25 protein-coding genes are annotated in these 22,446 nt (G+C 70.3%); 14 read left to right on the forward strand and 11 right to left on the reverse strand.

The window, feature by feature from the left end; genetic code table 11:
* The first annotated feature begins 201 nt into the window (after positions 1-201).
* The 8 genes from AB0E94_RS19290 to AB0E94_RS19325 are packed head-to-tail and all read left to right on the forward strand — an operon-like array spanning position 202 to position 8,436.
* On the forward strand, positions 202-2,028 hold the full coding sequence (locus AB0E94_RS19290; protein ID WP_360327888.1) for a DUF2264 domain-containing protein: 1,827 nt from the start codon (positions 202-204) through the stop codon (positions 2,026-2,028).
* A 2-nt stretch (positions 2,029-2,030) separates the two neighbouring features.
* Positions 2,031-3,317: an extracellular solute-binding protein gene (locus tag AB0E94_RS19295; protein WP_360327891.1), complete on the forward strand. Its 1,287-nt coding sequence runs from the start codon at positions 2,031-2,033 to the stop codon at positions 3,315-3,317.
* Positions 3,318-3,372: 55 nt separating this feature from the next.
* Positions 3,373-4,263 (forward strand): sugar ABC transporter permease, encoded by an 891-nt coding sequence (locus AB0E94_RS19300; protein ID WP_360327892.1) that lies wholly within the window; start codon positions 3,373-3,375, stop codon positions 4,261-4,263.
* On the forward strand, positions 4,263-5,147 hold the full coding sequence (locus AB0E94_RS19305) for a carbohydrate ABC transporter permease (RefSeq protein ID WP_360327894.1): 885 nt from the start codon (positions 4,263-4,265) through the stop codon (positions 5,145-5,147). The genes AB0E94_RS19300 and AB0E94_RS19305 overlap by 1 nt, the downstream gene beginning before the upstream one ends.
* Complete coding sequence (locus AB0E94_RS19310) at positions 5,144-5,773, forward strand: hypothetical protein (protein WP_360327897.1); 630 nt, start codon at positions 5,144-5,146, stop codon at positions 5,771-5,773. The genes AB0E94_RS19305 and AB0E94_RS19310 overlap by 4 nt, the downstream gene beginning before the upstream one ends.
* The gene (locus tag AB0E94_RS19315; protein ID WP_360327899.1) at positions 5,770-6,909 is read left to right on the forward strand and encodes a glycoside hydrolase family 88 protein; all 1,140 of its coding nucleotides are present in this window, start codon (positions 5,770-5,772) and stop codon (positions 6,907-6,909) included. Before AB0E94_RS19310 ends, AB0E94_RS19315 begins: the two co-directional genes overlap by 4 nt.
* A 12-nt stretch (positions 6,910-6,921) precedes the next feature.
* A complete protein-coding gene (gene iolB / locus AB0E94_RS19320) occupies positions 6,922-7,746 on the forward strand; it encodes a 5-deoxy-glucuronate isomerase (RefSeq protein WP_360327902.1) in 825 nt (274 codons plus the stop codon).
* Positions 7,747-7,749: 3 nt separating this feature from the next.
* The gene (locus AB0E94_RS19325; protein WP_360327905.1) at positions 7,750-8,436 is read left to right on the forward strand and encodes an SDR family oxidoreductase; all 687 of its coding nucleotides are present in this window, start codon (positions 7,750-7,752) and stop codon (positions 8,434-8,436) included.
* A 169-nt stretch (positions 8,437-8,605) separates the two neighbouring features.
* Here the strand turns inward: AB0E94_RS19325 and AB0E94_RS19330 are convergent, their stop codons facing one another.
* The gene (locus AB0E94_RS19330) at positions 8,606-9,559 is read right to left on the reverse strand and encodes a CU044_5270 family protein (RefSeq protein ID WP_360327908.1); all 954 of its coding nucleotides are present in this window, start codon (positions 9,557-9,559) and stop codon (positions 8,606-8,608) included.
* On the reverse strand, positions 9,556-10,155 hold the full coding sequence (locus AB0E94_RS19335) for a SigE family RNA polymerase sigma factor (RefSeq protein WP_360327911.1): 600 nt from the start codon (positions 10,153-10,155) through the stop codon (positions 9,556-9,558). The genes AB0E94_RS19330 and AB0E94_RS19335 overlap by 4 nt, the downstream gene beginning before the upstream one ends.
* Before the next feature lie 173 nt (positions 10,156-10,328).
* Between AB0E94_RS19335 and AB0E94_RS19340 the strand changes: the two genes are divergently transcribed.
* Complete coding sequence (locus AB0E94_RS19340; protein WP_360327913.1) at positions 10,329-10,961, forward strand: NAD(P)-binding domain-containing protein; 633 nt, start codon at positions 10,329-10,331, stop codon at positions 10,959-10,961.
* Between the two features lie 10 nt (positions 10,962-10,971).
* Here AB0E94_RS19340 and AB0E94_RS19345 read toward each other — a convergent pair whose 3' ends face one another.
* Together AB0E94_RS19345 and AB0E94_RS19350 are read right to left on the reverse strand one after the other, a co-directional pair.
* Positions 10,972-11,499 carry a barstar family protein gene (locus AB0E94_RS19345; RefSeq protein ID WP_360327915.1) on the reverse strand — a complete coding sequence of 176 codons (528 nt, stop codon included), beginning with the start codon at positions 11,497-11,499 and terminating at the stop codon, positions 10,972-10,974.
* Positions 11,500-11,510: 11 nt separating this feature from the next.
* Positions 11,511-11,999, reverse strand: coding sequence for a MarR family transcriptional regulator (locus tag AB0E94_RS19350; protein WP_360327918.1), 489 nt, complete (start codon positions 11,997-11,999; stop codon positions 11,511-11,513).
* 67 nt (positions 12,000-12,066) lie between these two features.
* On the opposite strand from AB0E94_RS19350, the gene AB0E94_RS19355 reads away from it, so the two are divergent.
* Together AB0E94_RS19355 and AB0E94_RS19360 are read left to right on the forward strand one after the other, a co-directional pair.
* Positions 12,067-12,891, forward strand: a complete 825-nt coding sequence (locus AB0E94_RS19355; RefSeq protein WP_360327921.1) for an NAD(P)H-binding protein — start codon at positions 12,067-12,069, stop codon at positions 12,889-12,891.
* Between the two features lie 5 nt (positions 12,892-12,896).
* Positions 12,897-13,391, forward strand: coding sequence for a DUF1772 domain-containing protein (locus tag AB0E94_RS19360; RefSeq protein ID WP_360327923.1), 495 nt, complete (start codon positions 12,897-12,899; stop codon positions 13,389-13,391).
* On the opposite strand, the gene AB0E94_RS19365 is transcribed toward AB0E94_RS19360, so the two are convergent.
* Both AB0E94_RS19365 and AB0E94_RS19370 read right to left on the reverse strand, forming a co-directional pair.
* Complete coding sequence (locus tag AB0E94_RS19365) at positions 13,328-13,711, reverse strand: DoxX family protein (RefSeq protein WP_360327926.1); 384 nt, start codon at positions 13,709-13,711, stop codon at positions 13,328-13,330. The genes AB0E94_RS19360 and AB0E94_RS19365 overlap by 64 nt on opposite strands.
* An 18-nt stretch (positions 13,712-13,729) precedes the next feature.
* On the reverse strand, positions 13,730-14,575 hold the full coding sequence (locus tag AB0E94_RS19370) for an SDR family NAD(P)-dependent oxidoreductase (RefSeq protein WP_360327929.1): 846 nt from the start codon (positions 14,573-14,575) through the stop codon (positions 13,730-13,732).
* A gap of 115 nt (positions 14,576-14,690) precedes the next feature.
* On the opposite strand from AB0E94_RS19370, the gene AB0E94_RS19375 reads away from it, so the two are divergent.
* Positions 14,691-15,245 carry a TetR/AcrR family transcriptional regulator gene (locus AB0E94_RS19375; protein WP_360327932.1) on the forward strand — a complete coding sequence of 185 codons (555 nt, stop codon included), beginning with the start codon at positions 14,691-14,693 and terminating at the stop codon, positions 15,243-15,245.
* Positions 15,246-15,374: 129 nt separating this feature from the next.
* Here the strand turns inward: AB0E94_RS19375 and AB0E94_RS19380 are convergent, their stop codons facing one another.
* Positions 15,375-17,798, reverse strand: coding sequence for an MMPL family transporter (locus AB0E94_RS19380; protein ID WP_360327935.1), 2,424 nt, complete (start codon positions 17,796-17,798; stop codon positions 15,375-15,377).
* Positions 17,799-17,814: 16 nt separating this feature from the next.
* Positions 17,815-18,414 (reverse strand): TetR/AcrR family transcriptional regulator, encoded by a 600-nt coding sequence (locus AB0E94_RS19385; protein ID WP_360327938.1) that lies wholly within the window; start codon positions 18,412-18,414, stop codon positions 17,815-17,817.
* A gap of 63 nt (positions 18,415-18,477) precedes the next feature.
* Here AB0E94_RS19385 and AB0E94_RS19390 point away from each other — a divergent pair, with 63 nt between their 5' ends.
* The gene (locus tag AB0E94_RS19390; protein WP_360327941.1) at positions 18,478-19,242 is read left to right on the forward strand and encodes a PhzF family phenazine biosynthesis protein; all 765 of its coding nucleotides are present in this window, start codon (positions 18,478-18,480) and stop codon (positions 19,240-19,242) included.
* Here the strand turns inward: AB0E94_RS19390 and AB0E94_RS19395 are convergent.
* On the reverse strand, positions 19,229-20,395 hold the full coding sequence (locus AB0E94_RS19395) for an aminotransferase class I/II-fold pyridoxal phosphate-dependent enzyme (protein WP_360327944.1): 1,167 nt from the start codon (positions 20,393-20,395) through the stop codon (positions 19,229-19,231). The two genes, AB0E94_RS19390 and AB0E94_RS19395, sit on opposite strands and share 14 nt — an antisense overlap.
* Positions 20,396-20,454: 59 nt before the next feature.
* On the opposite strand from AB0E94_RS19395, the gene AB0E94_RS19400 reads away from it, so the two are divergent.
* The gene (locus tag AB0E94_RS19400; protein ID WP_360327947.1) at positions 20,455-20,670 is read left to right on the forward strand and encodes a hypothetical protein; all 216 of its coding nucleotides are present in this window, start codon (positions 20,455-20,457) and stop codon (positions 20,668-20,670) included.
* Positions 20,671-20,766: 96 nt separating this feature from the next.
* On the opposite strand, the gene AB0E94_RS19405 is transcribed toward AB0E94_RS19400, so the two are convergent.
* Entirely contained in the window at positions 20,767-21,825 is a 1,059-nt protein-coding gene (locus AB0E94_RS19405; protein WP_360327950.1) for a hypothetical protein, read from the reverse strand.
* Entirely contained in the window at positions 21,822-22,379 is a 558-nt protein-coding gene (locus AB0E94_RS19410) for a sigma-70 family RNA polymerase sigma factor (protein WP_360327953.1), read from the reverse strand. Before AB0E94_RS19410 ends, AB0E94_RS19405 begins: the two co-directional genes overlap by 4 nt.
* Between the last annotated feature and the right edge of the window lie 67 nt (positions 22,380-22,446).

The following is a 22,446-nucleotide window of genomic DNA, read 5'->3' on the forward strand; positions in this document are numbered from 1 at the left end:
TTTCATCGTCCTGTGACGATCGGGCTGTGCTCGGGGAGCCGATCGGTTAGCTGTTAGTCCTCCTAAACGGCCAGGTCACGACGTTATCCGATCACTTCTGTCGCGACCTGAGCGAAGTACTCATTGACATGGTCGATTGTGAGCGTTTTACTTCCCGGAAACCGATCACAGGTACCCGCCCGACCGACTCCGGAGCGTGAAGTGCCACCTGCCTTCGACACCCGTGCCGACTGGACCGGGTTCGCCGACCGTCTGCTCGCCGCCGCATCCCGGCACGCCTCGCCGTCGCACGCGCTGATCACGCTGCCCGGCGCCGAGGGTGGTTACGGGCGTGCGGTCGACGGTCTGGAGGGCTTCGCCCGGACGTTCCTGCTGGCCGGCTTCCGCCTGGCCGGCGAGCGCGGCCAGGGCCTCGATCACCTGGTCGAGCGATACGCGTCAGGCCTTGCGGCGGGCACCGATCCGGCAAACCCCGATCGATGGGTACGCCTGACCGAACACGCCCAGGCCAAAGTGGAGGCGGCGTCGATCGCCCTGATCCTCGACATGACCCGTGAGTGGATCTGGGACCGCCTGGACCCCCGTGTCCAGGAGCGGATCGTCGACTACCTGGCCCCGGCCGTCGGCGACGACACCTACCCGCGGATCAACTGGGTGTGGTTCCGCCTGGTCGTGCAGACGTTCCTGCGCTCGGTCGGCGGCCCGTACTCGGCGGCCGAGATGGCGGCGGACCTGGCCACCCACGACACGTTCCGGCGGGCCGACGGCTGGCTGTCCGACGGCTCGTCACGGGCCTACGACCACTACACCGGCTGGGCCCTGCACCTCTACCCGGTCCTCTGGTCACGGATGTCCGGGGCGCCCGGCCTGCGCCCGGTCGACCGGGACCTGCTCGACCGCTTCCTCACCGACGCGCTCGCCCTGACCGGCGCGAACGGCTCGCCGCTGATCCAGGGCCGCAGCCTGATCTACCGGTTCGCCGCGGCCGCTCCGTTCTGGGCCGGGATCCTCGCCGACGTCCCGTCCCACGCGCCCGGCCAGCTGCGGCATGCCGCCGGCAAGGTCGTCGGGCACTTCGAAACCCACGCAGAAACCCACGGTGACCTGCTCACTCTCGGCTGGCACGGGCCGTGGCCGCGGCTCGCCCAGTCCTACTCCGGTCCCGGCTCGCCCTACTGGGCCAGCAAGGGCCTGCTCGGTGTGGCCCTCCCGGCGGATCATCCGGTGTGGGCCGCGCCTGCTGAGCCGCTGCCGGTGGAGACCGGCGACGTGCTCCGCGCCGTGCGCGCCCCGGGCTGGCTGATCGCCGGCACCCGGGCCGACGGCATCGTCCGGGTCATCAACCACGGCACCGATCACGGCGACGAGGGCGTGCCGGGCGGCGACTCACCGCTCTACGCCCGGATCGGCTACTCGACGGCGACCGCTCCCGTTCTCGACGAGAGCGGCTGGACCGACCCCGAGGACCAGTCGGTGGTCCTCGTCTGCGCGGCCGGGCGGCACTCGCACCGCACCGGCATGCGCACTCTGGCCGTACGCGCCGAGGGGTCTTTGGGGTTTGCCGGATCGGTGACCCAAGCGCATTGGCTGGAACCGGACCCGCCGGGCCGGGACCACGGCTCCGGCCGCACCGGAAAGCTCCGCCCAGCCGGGCGGATCACCACGTTCTCGCTGGTCCGGGGGCCCTGGGAGGTCCGGCTCGTCCGGGTCACGCAGGCCGTGCCGGACGCCGTCCGCCTGCGGATCGGCGGCTGGCCCGCGACCGGTGGGCTCGTCTCGCGTCTCACGCCGATCATCGGCGCGGGCGCGGCGGGCGAAACCGAACACGACGACGCGTCCCCGCTCGGCGGCCCGGTCCGGGTGCCATGGATCGAGTTCCCGATTCCGGAGAGCTGGATCGCCGTGCTCGTCGAACTGTCCACCGACCCGGCGGAGACGACGTGCCGCGCCGAGATCCACCAGGGGCACGTCCGGGTCGTCTGGCCCGACGCCGTTCTCACACACACCAGAATCGACATAGAGGAGTAGAGATGAAGCGCTCCCTCGCCGCCGTCACGGCGCTCCTGCTCGGCATCACCGGTTGCAGCAGCGGCGGTGATGCCGAGGAGTCCGGCCCGGTCACGCTCACCCTGGCCGGGTGGAGTCTGGCGACCACGCCGGAGTTCAAGACCCTCGCCGACGGTTTCAAGACCTCGCACCCGGACATCGTGGTCGAGCTCAAGGAATACGACGCCGCCAACTACGACACCCAGATGATCGCCGACCTGGCCGCCGGCAAGGCCCCGGACATCTACGTGCAGAAGAACCTGAAGAACTTCTACACCTACCAGGACGGCAAGCAGTTGGTCGACGTCTCCGACGTGGCCGGCAAGCTCGGGCCGAAGGTCGGCGGGGTCAGCGCCTACCAGGTGGACGGCAAGACCTGGGCGATCCCGTACCGGGCCGACTCGTGGGTGCTCTATTACAACAAGGCGCTGTTCGACAAGGCCGGCGTCAAGCACCCGGACGGCAGCTGGACCTGGGCCGAGTACGCGACCGCGGCCAAGGAGCTGACCACGAAGCTGAAGGCGGCCGGGGACAAGGCGCTCGGCGCGTACCAGCACACCTGGCAATCCACCGACCAGGGCTTCGCGCTGGCCCAGACCGCCGGGGCCAGCCTGGAGAGCGGCGACTACGCCTTCCTCAAGCCGTACTACCAGACCAGCCTCGACCTCCAGGCGGCCGGCGCGCAGGTCAGCCTCGGTGACGCCACCACCAACAGCCTCACCTACCAGGCCCAGTTCGGTAAGCAGTCGGCCGCGATGATGGTGATGGGCACCTGGTACATCGCGACCCTGCTCAACCAGCAGGCCAAGGGCGACGCCGACACCTTCGAGTGGGGCATCGCGCCGGCGCCGCAGCTGACCAAGGCGACCACCGGCACCTCGGCCGTTCCGCTCACCTTCGCCGACCCGACCGGGCTCGGCATCAACCCGAAGATCAGCGACAAGAAGATCGCCGCGGCCAAGGAGTTCCTGGCCTACGCGGCCGGCGCGGACGCCGCCAAGGCGCTCGCCGGGATCGGGGTCACGCCCGCCGACAACAGCTCGGTGGCCGACACCATCTTCGCGCTCAAGGGCGCGCCCAGCGACGACCTGTCGAAGTTCACCTTCGCCACCCACGACACCAAGCCGGAGAACCCGGTCTCCAAGTACACGGCGCCGCTGCAGAACATCCTCAAGGACCTGCACACCGAGGTCCTGTCCGGCACGACGCCGATCGACGCGGCCATCACCAAGGCACAGGACCGGGCCAAGAACGAGGTCCTGAACAAGTGAAACTCCGCGGGCCCGGCACGGGGACCGGGCCCGCGGCACCTCTAGGAGACCGCACATGACGACGATGCCGACGGGCCGCCGGCGGTGGCGTAACACCGCGGTGGGGCTGAGCTTCCTGTTGCCGAACTTCATCGGCTTCCTGGTCCTCACCCTGATCCCGGTGGGCCTGCTGTTCTACTACGCGTTCACCGAATGGAACGTGTTCGGCGGGGCCACCTGGACCGGGCTGGACAACTTCCGGCAGATGGCCGCGGACACCACGTTCTGGACCGCGCTGCGCAACACCCTCTACTACGCGGCCTTCCACATCCCGCTCACCCTGGGCGTCTCGCTCGGGCTGGCGCTGCTGCTCAACCGCAAGCTGCGTGGGGTGGCGTTCTTCCGTACGGTCGCGTTCTTCCCGTACATCACCTCGATCGTCGCCATCGCGCAGATCTGGAACATGCTGTTCAGCCCGGGATACGGGCCGGTCAACGAGCTGCTGCGGTGGATCGGCGTGGACCACCCGCCGGGCTGGACCACCTCGGCCGACTGGTCGATGCCGGCCGTCATCATCGTCGGCACGTGGCGCGACATGGGCTACTACATGCTGCTCTTCCTGGCCGGGCTGCAGACCATCCCGGGGCAGCTCTACGAGGCGGCCAAGGTCGACGGCGCGTCGGCGTGGCAGCGGTTCCGGGCGGTCACCCTGCCCGGCCTGCGGCCCACCACCTTCTTCATCACCGTGCTGCTCACCATCGGCAGTTTCAAGGTCTTCGACCTGATCCTGGTGATGACCAACGGCGGCCCGGGGCAGTCGACGCTGGTGCTGGCGCAGTACATCTTCCGGAAGGGCTTCGAGGAGAACCAGTTCGGGTACGCGTCCGCGGTCTCCATCGTGCTGTTCGCGATCTGCCTGGTGGTGACGGTCATCCAGTTCGTCGTCAACAAACGCAGGAGCTCGTGATGACCACCCTCCTCACATCGGCTTCGCCGACCTCACAAACCGACACCCCTGATTCGGTACGGCGGAAGCCGCGCGCCTGGCGCATCCTCGGGTATCTCGCTCTCGGGGCGGCCGGAGTCGTGGTGCTGCTGCCGTTCTACTGGATGGTGCTGTCGTCGCTGAAGAGCAACAACGACGTCTTCACCATCCCGGTCCAGTGGATCACCACCGATCCGGTGTGGAGCAACTACGCCGACATCTGGTCGAAGTCGAACATGACCACCTGGCTGGGCAACACCGTCTTCCTGTCGGCGGTCGTCACCCTGCTCCAGGTCCTCACCGGCAGCTTCGCGGCGTACGGCTTCGCCAAGATCCATTTCCCGGGGCGGGACGTGCTGTTCCTCGCCTACATCGGCACCCTGGCCGTGCCGTGGCAGTCCTACATGGTCCCGCAGTTCGTGATGATGTCGAAGCTCCAGCTCACCGACTCGCTCTGGTCGATCGTCGCGTTGCAGGCGTTCGGCGCGCTCGGCGTGTTCATGATGAAGCAGTTCTACGAGACGGTTCCCGACGAGCTGCTCGACGCGGCGCGCATCGACGGGATGAGCGAGTACGGCATCTACCGGCGGATCATGCTGCCGCTGTCGGTTCCGGCGCTGGCCAGCCTCACCCTGATCACCGCGGTCACCACCTGGAACGACTACATGGGGCCGCTGATCTACCTGCGCAGCCCCGACCTGTGGACGATCCAGATCGGGCTCAAGTCGTTCATCAACCAGTACAACGCCGAATACGCGCTGATCATGACCGGGTCGGTGCTGTCGGTGCTGCCGATCGTGGTGGTCTTCCTGCTCGGCCAGCGGTACTTCGTCGAGGGCATCGCGACCACGGGGCTAAAAGGATGAACTGGGGCCGGATCTTCGAGGCGGCGCACGTCGCGCTGCTGACGAACCTGCTGCTCGCGATCGCCTGCGCGCCGCTCGTGCTGATCGTGCTGACCACCGATCCGGGGCGGACCTGGCCACTGCTCGTGCTGTTCGCGCCGCTCGGCGGGCCCGCCCTCGTTGCGGTTTTCGCGGTGCTCCGGGCGTACGACCGAGGGGTCTGGAAGGTTTTCTGGGACGCCTGGCGCGGCTCGGCGCGACGCGCGCTGACCGCCGGTTCGCTCGCCACCGTCGCGTTGCTGGTCCTCGGCGTCGACGCGGCCTGGCTCGCCGGGCGGACCGCCGGCGCCGTGCTGCTGCCGGTGATCGCCGTCGTCATGACCCTGATCGTGATCACCACCGTGCTGACGCTCGTGGCGCTGGCCGAACGGCCGGACGCCCGGCTGCGCGACCTGGCCCGGGCCGGCGCCTACCTGGGGCTGCGCCGCTGGTACCTGAGCCTGTTCTCGCTGGTCGTGCTGGTGCTGTTCGAGGTGCTGCTGGCGGCCCGGCCGGCGATCGCGATCGGTGTGGCGGCCAGCCCGCTGCTCTACATCGTGTGGGCGAACAGCCGGTTCACCCTGACCACAATCGGAAGGACGACATGACGGCGATCGCCGACCAGACCGGAACCGCGGTGAGCGCCGCCCTGCGCACCATCGACGCCAACATCGCCGAGTTCGGGGATCGGTACCCGGACGACACGACTGTCGATGACCGTTATCGGCCGCGGCCGGCCAACATCGGCTGGACCACCAGTTTCTGGCCCGGGATGCTGTGGCTGGCGCACGACCTGACCGGCGACGAGACCTATCGGAAGGCGGCCACCGGGCACGTCCGGTCGTTCGTCGAGCGGGTCGACCGGGAGATCGACCTGGACACCCACGACCTCGGGTTCCTTTACACGCTGTCCTGCGTCACCGCCTGGCGGCGCAACCGTGACCCGGAGGCCAAACGGGCCGCGCTGTCCGCCGCCGATCACCTGATGCGGCGGGTGCTGCCGTCGGCCGGGATCATCCAGGCGTGGGGTGACCTCGCCGACCCCCGGCAGCAGGGGCGCACCATCGTGGACAGCCTGATGAACACGCCGCTGCTGTTCTGGGCCAGCCGGACCAGCGGCGACCCCCGGTACGCGGCCGCGGCCCGGCGGCACACCGCTCAGCTGCGTGACCACATCCTGCGGCCGGACGACACCACCTACCACACGTTCTACTGGGACCCGGTCACGGGTGCGCCGCTGCGCGGGGAGACCGAGCAGGGCAGCGCGGACGAATCCTGCTGGGCCCGCGGGCAGGCGTGGGGCATCTACGGGTTCACGCTCAACCACCAGTACACCGGGGACCCGACCCTGCTGCGGGCGGCGATCAGGTGTGCCGACTACTTCCTGGCCCACCTGCCGCCGGACGGGGTGGCGTACTGGGACCTGATCTTCACCTCCGCCGCGGCCCAGGAGGAACGGGACAGCTCGGCAGCCGCCATCGCGGTCAACGGGCTGCTCGAACTGGCCGCCTTCGTCCCGTCGTCGCTGGCCGACCAGTACCGGGCAGCGGCCGGACGGATTCTGCGCTCGCTGATCGACGACTACTCGACCCTCGGCAACCCGGGCTCCAACGCCCTTCTTCTGCACGGCGTCTACGACAAACCCAAGGCCGTCGGGGTCGACGAGGGAAACCTGTGGGGCGACTACTTCTACCTGGAAGCCCTCGCCCGCGTGACCCGGCCCGGCTGGACCCACCCCTGGTAAGGAGAACCTCCGATGGACTACAAGTACCACTGCTACATCCCGGCCACGCCCGGCCTCAACACCCTGCCGTTCAACCCGTGCTCGATCCTCGACTTCCAGCTGCTCACGCTGTCGCCCGGCGAGACCTGGACGGGGTCCTCCGGCGACCGGGAGATCCTGGCCGTCATCCTCGGCGGAACCGCGAACTTCACCGTCGGAGGGTCGAAGTTCGCGTCGGTCGGCGGCCGGGCGGACGTCTTCAGCGGCAAGCCGCACTCCGTCTACATCCCACGGGACTCCGACATCTCGATCGAGGCGGTCAGCGCGGTCGAGATCGCCCTGCCCAGCGCCCCGAGCGACCTGGTCACCGACCCGTATGTCATCGAGCCCTCGCAGGTCGCCGACGGCCGCTGGGGCGGGGCCAACTTCGGCCGTGACTACCACCAGATCCTGACCGAGATCGCCCAGCCGTCGCTGCCCGCCCGGCGCCTGATCGTGGGGGAGACGTACACGCCGTCCGGGAACTGGAGCACCTACCCGCCGCACCGGCACAAGAACGACAACCTGCCGGCCGAGGCCGCGCACGAGGAGATGTACTACTTCCGCGTCGCGCCCGAGGGCGGGTTCGGGATCTGCCGCCTCTACACCGACGAGGGTTACGAGGAGAACTTCACCGTCCGCGACCACGGGATGCACATGATGCCCGAGGGATACCACACGGTGGTCAGCGCGCCCGGCTACACCACCTACTACCTGTGGTTCCTGGCCGGCACCCAGCGCACCCAGGGCGCCCACGAGGACACCACCCTGAAGTGGGTCGGCCAGACCGTGCCCACTCTGCGCAATCTGGGCCTCTGACTCGTGATCCTGGACAGCTTCCGCCTCGACGGGCGGGTGGCTCTGGTCACCGGCGGCAACCGTGGTCTCGGCCGGGCGTGCGCTGACGCCCTGGCCGAGGCCGGCGCCTCGGTGATCGCCGTCGGCAGCAAGGAACTCGACCTCGCCACCGCCGACCTGCACGCCTACGTGTCCGAACTCGACCGGATCGACATCCTGGTCAACAACGCCGGGATCATCCGCCGAGCCCCGGCCGCCGAGGTCACCGCCGGCGACTGGGACGACGTCCTCGCGGTCAACCTCGACGCCGCCTTCCAGCTGAGCCAGGCGGCCGGCCGCCGGATGATCGCCCAGGGCCACGGCAAGATCATCAACATCGCCTCGATGCTCTCTTTCCAGGGCGGCATCCGGGTGCCCGCCTACACCGCGAGCAAACACGCCATACTCGGCCTGACCAGGGCGCTGGCCAACGAGTGGGCCGGTTTCGGGGTCAACGTCAACGCCATCGCCCCCGGTTACATGGAGACCGACAACACTGCCGAACTCCGCGCCGACCCGGCCCGGGCCCCGGCCATCACCGACCGCATCCCGGCCGGCCGCTGGGGAACCCCGGACGACCTCAAAGGCGCGGTCGTCTTCCTGGCCTCGGACGCGGCCCGCTACGTCCACGGCGCCGTCCTCCCGGTCGACGGAGGCTGGCTGGCCCGCTGACCGCCCCGCCGACGCGCGGTCGGTCGGTCTGCCGGTTGCCGGTCCGCCGGGCTGTCGGCCTGTCGGTTCGCCGGCCTGCCGGTTCGCCGGGCCGCTGACCGGCTTTGGTGGCGCGCTGACCGGCCCGCGTGTGGCCTGCCTTTTTCTGGGCGTGCCACCGCCGGGTCGGTCACCTGGCTGGTCGGTCACCCACCTCGTCGACGACCGCCTGCTCGACGGTGTCGAGGTCGCTGCCGAGGAAGGCGTGGGTCTCCGGATCGAAGATCCACATCGCTTTGTACCCGCCGAACGTCCACGTCACTCCGGTGCCGGTGCGGCCGGCGGCGTCCACGGCGTCGTCGACCACCGCGATCCCGGGAATACGCGCCGCAGCCTGGAACAGCGCGGCCCGCTGCGCCGGCCGCAGAAACCGGGAGGAACCCAGCGTCCACATGTTCTTGGCGATGCCGTTCGTCTTGTTCTCCGCCGGATCGTCGTCGAGGTGGGAGGTCGACAGGTTGAGGTAACCGGCCATCGCCTCAGCGTCCTCCGGCAGGTCGGGCCGGTAGGCCGGATCCGTCTCGCAGGGGCCGCCCTGGTCCGGGCCGGAGACGTAACGCCCGTCGCGGCAGCCGGGGAAGGCGAACCGGTCGACCACCCCACCCTGCACGTTGAAACCGAGGCCGTCGCGGGTGCCGTCGATCGAATACCACCGCTCGGCGAGGACCCGCCCGTCCCGGCCCACCGTCCGCGTGTACAGGAACTGACCCGGCTCGGGCACCACGTCAGCCGCCTTGGCTGCGGTGTCCGCGGCCAGGTCCAGGACCTGGGCCACCGGGCGCATCGACAAGCGCGTGCCCGGGCCGTAGCCGGGCGTCGCCGACAGCGTCCCCGGCGCCCGGACCGGATCGGTGGGTGGGGACGCCACCTGTGGGAAGGGCACCGGCTCGGGGGCGGGCGGCCACACCGCGAACGCCGTGGCGGTGACCGCGACGACACTCGCCGCCAGCGCCCACGCACCGGTGCGCAGCCGCTGTTCCCGGGCGGCCCGCCGGGTGCCCGTCACCAGGTCGGACGGGCGTGGGGCGGCGTCCGCGTCGGCGGCGAACAGGTCACGCAACTGCTGCTCGATCAGGTCGCTCATTGTCCCTCCAGGACATTGCCGGTGATTCGCCCCGTGGTGAGCGGGACGCTCGGAGTGCCTTTCGCGGAGGTGACCGGCCCGTCCTGCGGCGCGGTGATCCGCATGGGGCCGGTGTCAGCCGCCTGCTGTGTGGCGTCTTCCCGGAGGGTGGCCAGGGCGCGGGAGGCGGTGGCACGGACCGTGCTCTCGGTGATGCCCATCGTCTCCGCGATGACCGCGTCGCTCATGTCGGCGTAGTAGCGCAGCACCAGCACGGTCCGGGCCCGTGGCGCCAGACCGGCCAGCAGGGTGCGCAGATGATCACGCTCGGCGTAGGCGTCGCCCGGGTCGGGCAGCAGACCGGCCGCGGCCTCGCCGATCTCGCTGGGGCGCTCGGTCGTCCAGCGTCGCCGCCGCCAGCTCAGGTGGGCGTTGACGAGCACCTTGCGCACGTAGGAATCGGGTCTTCGGGCAGCGGACACCTTCGCCCAGTTGCGATAGGCGTCGACCAGCGCGCTCTGCGCCAGATCCTCGGCGTGCTGCCGGTTGCTGGTGAGCACGAACGCCAGCCGCACCAGCGCCTGACCGTGCTCGGCCACGAAACTCTCGAACGTCATCACTGCCCCATCAGTTGCCATCACCTCGAAGACGCACCGGCGGACGGCGTCCGCTGCAAGCGGATCCCCGGAATTCGCCGGAGGCACGGGAATTCTGCCGGGTGCGAGGCGGCGGGAATGAACGGCTGCCCCGGCCGGTTGGATGACACGTCAACTACCTGGGAGGGGCGGCCATGACGACCATCGGCATTCTCGGAGCGGGGAAACTCGGCACCGTGCTGGCCCGTCTCGCGGTCGCGGCCGGCTATCGGGTGCTGATCGCCGGTTCCGGCGACCCGTCGAAGATCGGGCTCATCGTCACGGTGCTGGCGCCGGGCGCGACGGCCGTCACCGCGGTCGAGGCTGCCGAGCAGGCCGACGTGGTCGTGCTCGCCCTGCCGCTCGGCAAGCACCGGACCGTTCCGGCGGCGGCGCTGCGCGGCAAGCTGGTGATCGACGCCATGAACTACTGGTGGGAGGTCGACGGCATCCGTGATGACCTGCGGTCGGACACCAGCTCACTGGTCCGTGACTTCCTGTCCGGGGCTCGGGTGGTCAAGGCGTTCAACCACGTCGGCTATCACGTCGTCGAGGAGGAGGCCCGGCCCGCCGGCGCACCCGGGCGCAAGGCCGTCGCCATCGCCGGGGACGACCCGGCCGACCTGGCTGAGGTGGCCGCGATCGTCGACCGGCTCGGCTTCGACCCGGTGGTGGCCGGGGCGCTGGCCGACGGGGTCCGGATGGAGCCGGGCACCGAGTTGTTCGGTGCCAACAGCACGGCCACCGAGGTCCGCGCCATGCTCGACCGGTTCCAGCAGCGGGTGTGACCGGCCGTCTTCACCCGCCGCGGAGGCCGTCGTGCCACTCGGCGGGGTTCCAGACGACCGGGGTGGCGCCCACCGGCGCGGTGGAGAAACGCGGATCGGCCGACTGGATCAGGCAGATCAGCTGCTCGCCGGAGAGCAGAGCGCCGCGTGAGCGGACGGCGATTACGTCGAGCAGGCCGTGCGCCAGGCCGGGCAGTCCGGTGGCGAAGCCGTCGAATCCGGTCAGCGCCAGGACCAGACCGGTGGCGTCCTCCGGGAAGCCGTAAGCACGGCCGGTGACGTCGCCGAGGCAGTCGTTGAAGGCGTCGAGGTTGTTGCCGTAGTAGGCCGGGAAGTCCAGGCCGCGGGCGAGGTCGGCGTGCATCTCCCGGCCGGAGCGCCAGGCGCCCGCGTCGAGCTCCACCACGTGGTATCCGGACTCGCGCAATCGCCGCAGCGCCTGCTGGAGAACCGGGACACGGTGGAAGAGGGTCACCGGCGAGGTGGACAGCAGTTCGGCGCCCACGGCGCGGCGCGGATCCCGGTCGGCAGCAGACATAGGTGACGATCTTAGTCCGGCGCGCCGCTGTCCTGGGCGAGCGCACGGGCCGCCGCGGTCCCGGCGCCGGTGACCCGCTGCAGGAACCCGGCGATGACGGCGAGCTGCTGGTCGTCGTAGTCGGCGCAGATGGTGTCCATCGCCGTGTTCATGCCGGCGAACAACTGGTAGATCTCCCGTCCGCGGTCGGGCAGCGCCCGGACGGTGACGGCCCGCCGGTCGGCCGGGTCTCGTTCCCGGGCGATCCAGCCGGCCCGCTCCAGGCGGTCGAGCACGCCGGTCACGGTTGCCGGGTGCAGACCCGCCTGGCGGGCCAGGTTGCTCGGGCTGATCGGCCCGTGCCGGTTGATCAGGTCGATGCAGTCCATGTCGGTGTCCTTGATGGCGAGTCGGGTGCCGATCTGCCGGTTCAGCGTGGACAACTCGTTGTGCAGGTCGCGCAGACCGTCCTTGATCTGGACGGTGGCCTGCCGGCGGTTGCGAGGTGTTACGGAACTCATATTGTACGAACCCCAAACTAAAATTACTTTGACTTTCGTATAGTACGAAAGCGAGAGGGGTTCCGTCATGATCCTGATCCTCGGCGCCACCGGAGTCGTCGGCCGCGAGACGGTCCGGCTGCTGACCGGGCGCGGCCTGCCGGTCGCCGCAGTCACCCGCAACCGGCAGGCCGTGCTCCCGGCCGGCGCGTTCAGCGTGCACCCGGACGAGATCCCGGACCTGGCGGAGGTGCGGGCCGTGCTGCTCAGCCCGCGTGCCGCCGGCCCGGCCGCCGCCGGCGTGCTCACGCATGCCCGCCGGGCCGGAGCGCGGCGGATCGTCGTGCTCTCCTCGGTGACTGTGCCCCACCCGGCCGGCGAGCCCCGGTTCCGGGAGCAGTTCCAGGCGGCCGAGGAACTCGCCGTCGGCTCGGGGCTGGACTGGACGGTCCTGCGTTGCGCCGACTTCGCCGCCAACACCCTGGCCTGGGCCGGGCAGATCCGGGGCGGCGACATCGTGCGCGGGGCGTATGCGCAGGCGCGGACCTCGACCGTCGACGAGCGGGACATCGCCGCGGTGGCCGCGCTCGCCCTGGCCGGCCCGGACCACGCCGGCCGCACCTACCTGCTCACCGGCCCACAGTCGCTGAGCCAGCCGGACAAGGTCGCCACCCTCGGCGCCGTGCTCGGCCGCCCGCTCACCTTCGCCGAGGTCACCCCGGACGCGATCCGCGGCGGCATGATCGCCGCGGGACTGCCGGCCGAGGTGCCCGACCGGCTCCTGGGCTCGCAGGCCGACTACGCCCGGGCGGCCGGGCCGGCCGGCGACGACGTCTGCCGGGTGCTGGGCCGGCCGGCCCGGACCTACGCCACCTGGGCCGAGGACCACCGCGCCGCGTTCGCGGGGAGCTGACCGCCGTGAAGGGAATCGGGCTGGTCTGCACCGGCCTCTTCGCCGGCTTTCTCACCGCGGTCCTCGTGCTCGAGGTCTCGCTGCGCCGCTTCGACGGCACGGTCTACACCCAGGTCCGGCTGGTGGAGCTGGCCGACCTCGACAAGCTCGCCGTCGTCACGTTGTTGCCGGCGCTGGCCGCCACCGGGGTGCTCGTCCTGCTGCGTCGCCGGGCGGCCACCCGATGGCCGGTCGTCGTCGCCTTCCTGCTGCTGGCCCTGGTCATGGGGCTGACCGTGGTGGTCAACCTGCCGATCAACGCCGAGCAGGTGGGCTGGAACGCCGGGTCCCCGCCGGCCGGCTGGGCCGAGGTACGGGACCGGTGGCAGCTGGCCCACACCGTTCGTACCCTGGCTGCGGTCGTCGCCTTCGTGCTCCTGGCCCTGGGCCGGCCGGGTCAGCCGGTGAACGCCCAGGGGCCGAGACGCCCCCACGCGACGAACACCGCCAGTCCCAGGTAGACGAGGTCCGGGGCGATCGTCAGGCGTTCGCCCCGGCGGGCCCGCATGGCCGCGGCGCACGCGAACAGCGCTGCCACACAGATCGCGGTGACCGGCACCAGGACCGGGGCGACATCGAGCACGGCTGGCAGGATCAGCCCGGCCACGGCGGCCAGTTCGAGAGCACCGATCACCCGTAGCGAGCGCGGGCTGAAGTCCATGATCCACTCTGCGGCGGGTCCGGTGGCCGCGATCCTCTCCCGGGGCACGAACATCTTGGACGTGCTGACCAGGAGGGCCGCGGCCAGCAGGCCGGTGGCGATCCACAACGTCAGGTTCATCGTCGGCTCTCCGGGTGCTCAGGCCGCGACCGGCGTGCCGTGCGAGGCCACCGACAGGTCCCGGCCCTCGTCCCAGGTCCGGAGCCGGTCGGCGTAGACCTTCTCGAGCAGCGGGTGGAAGCCCTGTCCGAAGAGCACCCGCAGGGGTGGCGTGTCCGAGTCGACGATGGTGAGCAGCGTCCGGGCAGCGGCGGCCGGGTCGCCCGCCGGCATGCCGCCGACCAGCTCGGCCAGGCGCACCCGCAGGCCGTCGTAGACCGGATCGGGGGTGGCCACGTGACCGTTGTTCAGCGGGTTGGGGTTCTTGCCGGAGCGGGTGGCGAACCCGGCCGGCTCGATCACTGTCACCTTGACGCCGAATTCGCGGACCTCTCCGGCGAGGCTTTCGTTGAGAGCCTCCAGCGCCCACTTGGACGCGTGGTAGGCGCTGCCCAGCGGCATGGCGATCAGCCCGGCGACCGACGACAGCTGCACGATGTGCCCGGAGCCCTGGGCGCGCAGGATCGGCAGGACGGCCTGGATCACCCGGAACGCGCCGAACAGGTTGGTCTCGAACTGGTCGCGCAACTGCTGCTCGGTCAGCTCCTCGATCGCGCCGAGCTGGGCGTACCCGGCGTTGTTGACGATCACGTCGAGCCGGCCGAAGTGCGCGTGTGCCCGCTGGACGCTGCCGAGAACGGCTGTCCGGTCGGTCACGTCGGTGTCGAGGGGGAGTACGGCGTCGCCGTAGGAGGCGGACAGATCCGCCAGGCTCGCGGTGTCGCGGGCGGTCGCGGCGACCCGGTCGCCGCGGGACAGCGCGGCCTCAGCGAACTGCCGGCCGAGGCCGCGGGACGAGCCGGTGATGAACCAGACCTTGCTCATGGCACACCCTTCGATTGAAACGGCACGGCACGTTCCGTGCCGTTTCATGAGCATGGATGTCTGAGGGCGGCCTGTCAACACGGCACGTGCCGTGCCGTTCGGTTAGGATGGCGGCATGGCCGACCGCACTGAGATGATCATGAGGACAGCGCTCGACCTGGCTCTGGAGGTCGGCTACTCGAAGCTGACCATCGAGGGCGTCGCGTCCCGGGCGGGCGTCGGCAAGCACACCGTCTACCGCCGATGGTCCTCGAAAGGGCTGCTCTTCCTGGATTCACTGCTGTCGTTCAACGCCCCGGCCCTGGACATCCCGGACACCGGCGACTTCGCGGCCGACCTGCGGACCCAGGTCCACGCCGCGGTCGACCTGCTCGGCGTCCCGCCGTGGAACCGGCTCTATCAGGCCCTGGTCGCCGAGGCCCAGCACGATCCCGCGGTCGCGGCCGGGCTCAACGAACGGTTCATCCGCCCGCAGGCGGAGAAGGTGGTCGCGCGCATGCTGATCGCCCGGGAGCACGGCCAGGTCGCGGCGGATTTCGACCTCGACCTGGCGATGACCGTTCTGTCCGGCCCGCTGTACTTCGCGTTCCTGATCACCGGCGAACCGCTGACCCATGAGTACGTCGACCGGATCCTGCACGTGCTCTTCGAGGGTGTTCGGCCCCGGTGACCGACGGCCTCCGCCCGAAAGCCGCGTTGGCGGCCGGGAGCAGGCAAGACGTCGCGTCGTAGCCACGAGCGGTTTCGTGGCCGTACCGGAGAGGCTGCCGGAGACCGTGACCCGGCAGCCACCGGGAGGTCAGCGGAGAGCCGGCTCGGCCGGTTCCGAATGGGACGGGTGGTGTACGACGGGGTGGGCGCGTTCGAGAGCGGCGCCCTCCACGTCGACGTTGGGCAGGATGCGGTCCAGCCAGCGGGGGATCCACCAGGCCGAGTCGCCCAGCAGGTGCATGACCGCCGGGATGAGCAGCATCCGGACCAGGAAGGCGTCGACCAGCACACCGAACGCCAGGCCGAAACCGAGCGATCGGATCATCGCGGTGTTGGAGAAGATGAAGCCGCCGAACACCGAGATCATGATGATCGCCGCGGCGGTGACCACCGTGCGGCCGGCGTGGACGCCCTGCTGGACGGCGAGCCGGGCCGGAGCGCCGTGCGCGTACGCCTCGCGCATGCCGGACACCAGGAACAGCTGGTAGTCCATGGCCAGGCCGAACAGGATGCCGATCAGGATCGTCGGCAGGAAGCTCAGCACCGGGCCCGGGTCGTGGATGCCGAAGAGGGCGCTCAGCCAGCCCCACTGGAAGATCGCGGTGATGCCGCCGAACGTGGCGAACAGGCTGAGGATGAAGCCGAGCGTCGCGGTGACCGGTACCAGGACCGACCGGAACACGAAGATCATGATGATCAGCGAGATCCCGATGACCACCCCCAGGTAGAGGGGGAGCACGTTGTCCAGCTTCTCCGAGATGTCGATGTTGCCGCTCGCCGAACCGGCCACCCCCAGGGTGACGTCGCCGGAGACCGGGGAGAGCGCGCGCAGGTCGTGGACCAGCTGTTCGGTCTCGGCGGTGGTCGGGCCGGTCTCCGGGATGATCTGGAAGCCGAGGGTCCGGCCGTCCTCGGAGGCGCCGATCGGGGCGACCGCGGCGACGTTGTTCTGGTTGAGGAGCAGGTTGCCGATCCGGGCCTGTTCGGCCTGCTGAGCGTCGCCGGTCACGGCGGCCGGCAGATCGGCCACGACGACCAGGGAGCCGTTGACGCCGGCCCCGAAACGGTCGGCGATCAGCTTGTACGCCTGATACTGGGTGGACGTGGTGTCCTCGGACGAGCCGTCCGGCAGGCCCAGCCGCATCGACATCGCCGGGATCGCGACCGTCACCAGGGCGACCAGCAGGGCCAGCACGGTGACCACGGCCCGGACGGTGCTCATCGGCTTGACCGCGGCGTTCGACACGGCGTGGGCCTTGCGGTTGAGGACCCGCTTACCGATCAGCGCGAGCAGGGCGGGGGTCAGGGTGACGGCCAGGAGCACGGCCACCGCCACACAGATCGCCGCGACGGTGCCCATCAGCCCCAGGAACGGGATCCCGGTGATGTTCAGCGCCAGCAGGGCGACCAGCACCGTCGACCCGGCGAACACCACCGCGTTGCCGGAGGTGCCGTTGGCCAGCCCGATCGACTCGTGGAAGTCGACACCGTCGAGCAACTGCCGCCGGTGCCGGTTGAGGATGAACAGGCTGTAGTCGATGCCGACGGCCAGACCCAGCATGACGCCGAGGACCGGGGTGATCGACAGCATCTCCACCACACCGGAGAGCGCCAGCGACGCGGTCACGCCGATGCCGACGCCGGCCAGGGCGCTGAGGATGGGCAGGGCGGCGCCGATCAGCGTACGCAGCATGACCAGCAACGTGATCGCGGCGATGACCAGGCCGATCACCTCGCCGACACCGACGATCTCGGGCAGCCCCTGGGTGATCTCGTTGGAGTACTCGACCTCGACACCACCGGGCAGCCCCGCGTCGACGTGCCCGACCACCCGCTCCTTGGTCTCCGGGGTGACGTCGAGCTGCGGAACTGTGAACCGGACCTGCGCGACCGCGGTCGAGCCGTCCACCGACACCTGCCGGATCGGCGACGACATGGTGAGCAGCTGCTGGCCGACGGCCAGTTTGGCGGCCTGCGTCTCCAGCTCGGTGCTCTTCTCGATCAGCAGGGCCTGCTGCTCGTCGACCTGCGCCCGGGTGGCCGCGTCCAGGTCGTCCCAGACGCCCTTGGCCCGGTTGATCTGCTGCTGCCCGTCGTTGATCTGAGCCCGTCCGGCGGCGATCTGCTTCAGGCCGTCCGCGACCTGGGCGTGCCGCTCGGCGATCGTCTGGGAGATCGCGAACGGGTCGGTCGCGGAGGCGACGCCCTCCAGCTCACCCGTCGACTTGAGCAGGGCGGAGATCGCCGTCTTCTGCGAGTCGGTCAGCGGAGCGCCGTCCGGGGTGTGGAAGACGAGTTTGCCGTTGCCGCCGGCCGCGACCGGGAGCCGCTCGCCGAGGCGGTCGCTCACTTTCGCGGTCTCGGTGCCGGGGATGTCGACGACCGGGGACAGCTCGCCGCGGGCGACGAAGTAGCCGGTGACGGCGAGACCCAGGACCACCAGCCAGGAGGCCAGGACGACGCCGGCACGCCTGGCGCAGAAGCGGCCCAGGCGGTAGAGGAGCTCGGCCAATTCGGTTTCCTTCTAGCTAGTAGCCGGTGCGGACTGTGTCGATCATGCGGTCGAGCAGGTTGCGCCACAGTTCGCGGGATTGTTCGTCGATCTCGGCGGCGGTCACCGCGATCCAGTGGATGGCGATCACCACGGTGCCGTTCATCAGTGAGCTGACCAGGATCGCGGCGTCCAGGGGGTCGGCTTCGGGATATTTGCGGGCCAGCTCGAGGGCCATCTCCTCGGAGGTGCGCACGACCGTGGCGTGGAAGATCTGCGACGACTGCTTGTTGTCCGGGGTGAAACCGCCCAGGGCGCGCCACAGGTACGAGATGATGCCGGGCACGTCGGTGGCCCGCAGCGCCCCGGCGACGTCGGTGAACATCGACTCCCGCTCACCGGAGGTGACGGTGGTGCGGAACCCGTCGATCACGACGTGCAGCATCTCGGTGCACACGGTGATCACCACGTCGTCGATCGACGTGAAGTGGTTGAAGATGGTGCGCCGGGACACGTCAGCCCGCTCGGCGAGCTGGTCGACACTGAACCGGACGCCTTCGGAGATGAGCGCGTTCGCCGCGTCGAGGATGGCGCGCCGATGACGGGCCTTCACGGCCGACCGGCGATCGATGGTCACCCTTCTACACTAAGTGCATCGTTGCACTAGGTGCAAAGCTAGCCCCTGAGCGGAGGATTCACTGTGGTCACCGTGGTCGACGCGTGCGTCCGGGACTCCAGCGGCGGCAGCCCCACCGTCGTCGCCGATGACGACGCCGCCTTCAGCGACGCCGATCGCTGCGCGATCGTCAGGTCCGGCGGGGCGTCGCACGGCGCCTTCCTCGACCTTCCGGTTGTCCGCTTTTTCACGCGTACGGAAGAGCTGCGCAACTGCGGGCACGGGACGATCGCGGCGCACGCGGTCCTGCTGGACCGAAGTGGACGGGCCGGGCAGCGGGTGGTCCAGCAGACCGGCGGGCGCACGTTCGAGGCGACCGCCACCCGGCTGGCCGGCGGCGCGATCGAGGTGTGGTTCGACCAGGGGCCGGTCACCGTGACGCCGCCGGCCGGGGATCTCCGCGGAGTGCTCGGCGCGCTCGGCATCGACGGCGATCCGGGCGGGATCGTGGTCGCCTCACCCGGCACCCCACGTCTGCTCATCCCGTATGCCGGGCTGATGTCGCTGACCCCCGACTTCCCCCGCCTCGCCGCCGAGTGCCGGGACCGCGGGCTGCTCGGCTGTTTCGTCTACCACCTCGACGGGCCGGTCGCGTGGGCCCGGCTGTTCGCGCCGGCGATCGGCGTCGACGAGGACGTGGCCAACGCCAACAGCTCCGGATGCCTCGCCGCGCACCTCGGCCGGCGGGTCGAGGTGTGGCAGGGGGACGCGCTGGGGCGGCCGTCGGCGGTCCGGGCGGACACCGACGGCCGCACGACCCGGGTGGGCGGGATCGTCAGGTTGCGCTGAGCGCCTGGTCCAGGTCGGCGATCAGGTCGTCGGGGTGCTCGATGCCGACGGCGATGCGGATCGTGCCGGGGCTGATCGACGCCGCCCGCAGCGCCTCCGCGTCCAGCTGCCGGTGCGAACTCGACGCCGGATGCAGGATCAGGGTCTGCGTGCCACCGAGCGACGGCGCGAGCTTGACCACCCGTACCGCCTTCTGAAAGTGCAGACCCGCGTCGTAACCGCCGGCCAGATCGAAACAGAACGGAGCGGCGAAGCCGCCTACGAACGCGGCGGCGGTCGCGTGGCTCGGGTGATCGGGGGCGCCCGTCCACAGCACCCGCTCGACCGCCCGATGACCGGCCAGGAAACCGGCGACCCGGGCCACGTTCCCGGTGTGCCTGGCGATCCGCAGCGGCAGCGTCTGGAGGCCGCGCAGAGTCAGCCAGACCGCGAACGGATCCGGGGTGGCGCCGAACTCGACCGCCTCCGACCACACCTCCCGGTAGCGGGCGTCGTCGGCGAAGACCACGACACCGCCCGTCACATCGCTGTGCCCGCCGAGGAACTTGGTCACCGAGTGCAGCACCACATCGGCGCCGTGCTCGATCGGACGGCACAGCAGCGGCGTCGCGAACGTGTTGTCGACGATCGTCACGACCCCGGCCGCCCGGGCGATCGGTGCGAGGGCGGGCAGATCACTCACGTGGCCGGTCGGGTTGGCCACGGTCTCCAGATACAGCACCCGAGTCCGTGGGGTGATCGCCGCCCGTACCTCCTCGGGATCGTGCCCGGACACGAAGGTCACCGTGAGATCGTTGCGGTCGGCGAGTTTGCGCAGCGCGGCATGCGTGCCGCCGTAGAGGGCGTGCTGCGCGATCACGTGATCGCCGGCCCGGAGCAGGCTGTGCAGCAGCAGCGAGACCGCGCCCATGCCGGAGCCGGTGGCGATCGCCGCGACCCCGCCCTCCAACTCGGCGATGGTCTCCTCGAAAGCGCGCACGGTCGGATTGGCGAACCGCGAGTAGACGAACGAGCCGTCCGGCCGGTTCAGGCCGTCGGCCAGCGGCTCCGGATCGTCGAATGCGAACGACGACGTCTGGTAGAGCGGCACGCTCAGCGGCGTGCTGTCCGGGATCGGGACGCGGATGTTGACGACGCGAGTGTCGGGATGCATACACCGATCCTGTCGCCGGGCTTCCAGAAATGTCAGGGGGTCCCGGCATGATGCGGGGCATGTTCGAATTTCCTGACCTTGCGGCCGCGGCCGGCACCGTCCAGCGCCTGCGGATCGTCCAGGCCGTCGCCGCCCTGCCGACCGGCTTCGACGGTGTTCTGCCCTGGCTGACCAGCGTGTCCGCCGACGAGTCGGCCGAGCCCGAGGTGCGGCTGGCCGCGCTCGTCCACCTGGTGCGCCGCACCGCCGATCAGCGCCTGGTCGCGTCCCGCTGACTCATGTGCCCGCCTCGATCGACCGGCCGATCCGGGCAGCCACACCTTCTGCGGAGTGGCCGCCCGGATCGGTGACGGGGCCGGGCTGAACCCCCGTTATCTGTCACAGCCCAGCTGGTTCTCGAAGTCGCGCGGCTTTCGCGGATCCAACTCGTCGATGAGCTGCCAGATGTGCACGGTCCAGTTGGCCTGGGTCGTCTGGTCCTGGAGCAGCGGCCAGTTCCGGCTGCCCCGCAGCGCGGCGACCGCAGTCTCGGCAGCCGGGGCGTCCGTCGCCTCGACGGCGCGCACCCACTCGCCGGTCCAGCCGCACATCACCCCCTTGGCGACCCGGCTCCGGAACTGCCAGGGGGTGTAAGCGCCGTCCGGGGTCAACCCGTCGACGTCGAACCCCGGCGGCAACGGCACACCGGCGACCGCCTTCCCGGTCGCCTCCCGTGCCTCGCCCGGGGTGATCACCTCGGGCGGCAGGGCGGCCAGGAACTCGTCCGGCCCGACCTGCCTGATCCGGGTCAGCAACTCCTCGACGAAGGCGCGGTCCACCCCGCCGCCCTGGACCCGGATCTCGACGAAGGTGCCGTCCCGGGGATCGAGCATCACCGCGAAGTCCCGCCTGCTGTAGGTGAAGATCTTCGCCTTGGACCCGGCCACCCGGGTCGCCACCGGTCTGCCGGTGTGCGAGCGGTCCTCCAGGTAACTCGGGTAGTAGTCGGCCCGGTACCAGCTCAGGTCGACATTCCGGTCGCCCTTCTCGTAGGTGACACTGCCGGTCCCGTCGGTGAGACCGTAGATCACCTGGAGCTCCCAGCCGGACTCGTCGATGACCAGGCGCGGAGTGCGCACCGCGTAGGCGAGGTCCAGTTGACGGCCGGCCCCCTGGCCGCCGGTGGAGACACTGGACGGGACGGCGGCCGGCGTGTTCAGGACGACGTCGGGACCGGCCACCGGGGCGGGCGCGGTCCGGTCCGGCAACAGAACAGACGCGCCGATGACGCCGGTCACCGCCGCTGCCGCGGCGAACGCTCCGACGAGACGACGCCGGGACGGGACATGTGGTACGGACATGATCTCCTCCAGGAGACTCGGGTCCGCCCCGCCTGACGACCGGTACGGATCGGCGTCCCGTACCAGGTCGTCGAGCTGTTCGTCGTTCATCGGCCCTCCTCCGGGACGGTCGCGGTCAGGACGTCGAGTACATGTCCGGGCGTCGGCGCATCGTCACCGACCAGTTCCCGCAACCGTGCCCGCGCTCGTGACAGCCGCGTCCGTACCGCGCCCGCGCTCAGCCCGACGACCTCGGCCACCTCCCGTGGCTGGAGGCCCTCCCAGACGGTGAGCATGAGGACTTCCCGATCGGTTTCCGGCAGCCGGGCCAGCGCCGCCCGCACGGCGAGCCGCTGCGGCACCTCATGCCCCGGATCGACCGCGATGAGACTGGTGATCCGCTGGCGCAGCCGTTCACCGAGACGGTCCCGGCGGGCGCCGCCACGGTGGTGGTTGGACAGGACGCGACGGGCCACGCCGTACAGCCAAAGGGGCATCTCGTCGTCGGGCGGCAGGTCACGGCTGCGCCGCCACGCCACCAGAAACGTCTCGGCGACGACGTCCGAGGCGTCCTCGGGCTGCTCGACGCGCCGCATGGCATACGCGAGCATCGCCTCGAAGTTGGCCGCGTAGACCCGCCGGAAGCGCTCCTCAGGAGAGATCACGTCACGTCCATGTCCGGTCCGGCCCCGAACGTTACCGCCAGCCGTCGCTCAGCACGGTTTTCCGTAC

The sequence above is a fragment of the Actinoplanes sp. NPDC026670 genome (assembly GCF_040638175.1).
Classification (GTDB): domain Bacteria; phylum Actinomycetota; class Actinomycetes; order Mycobacteriales; family Micromonosporaceae; genus Actinoplanes.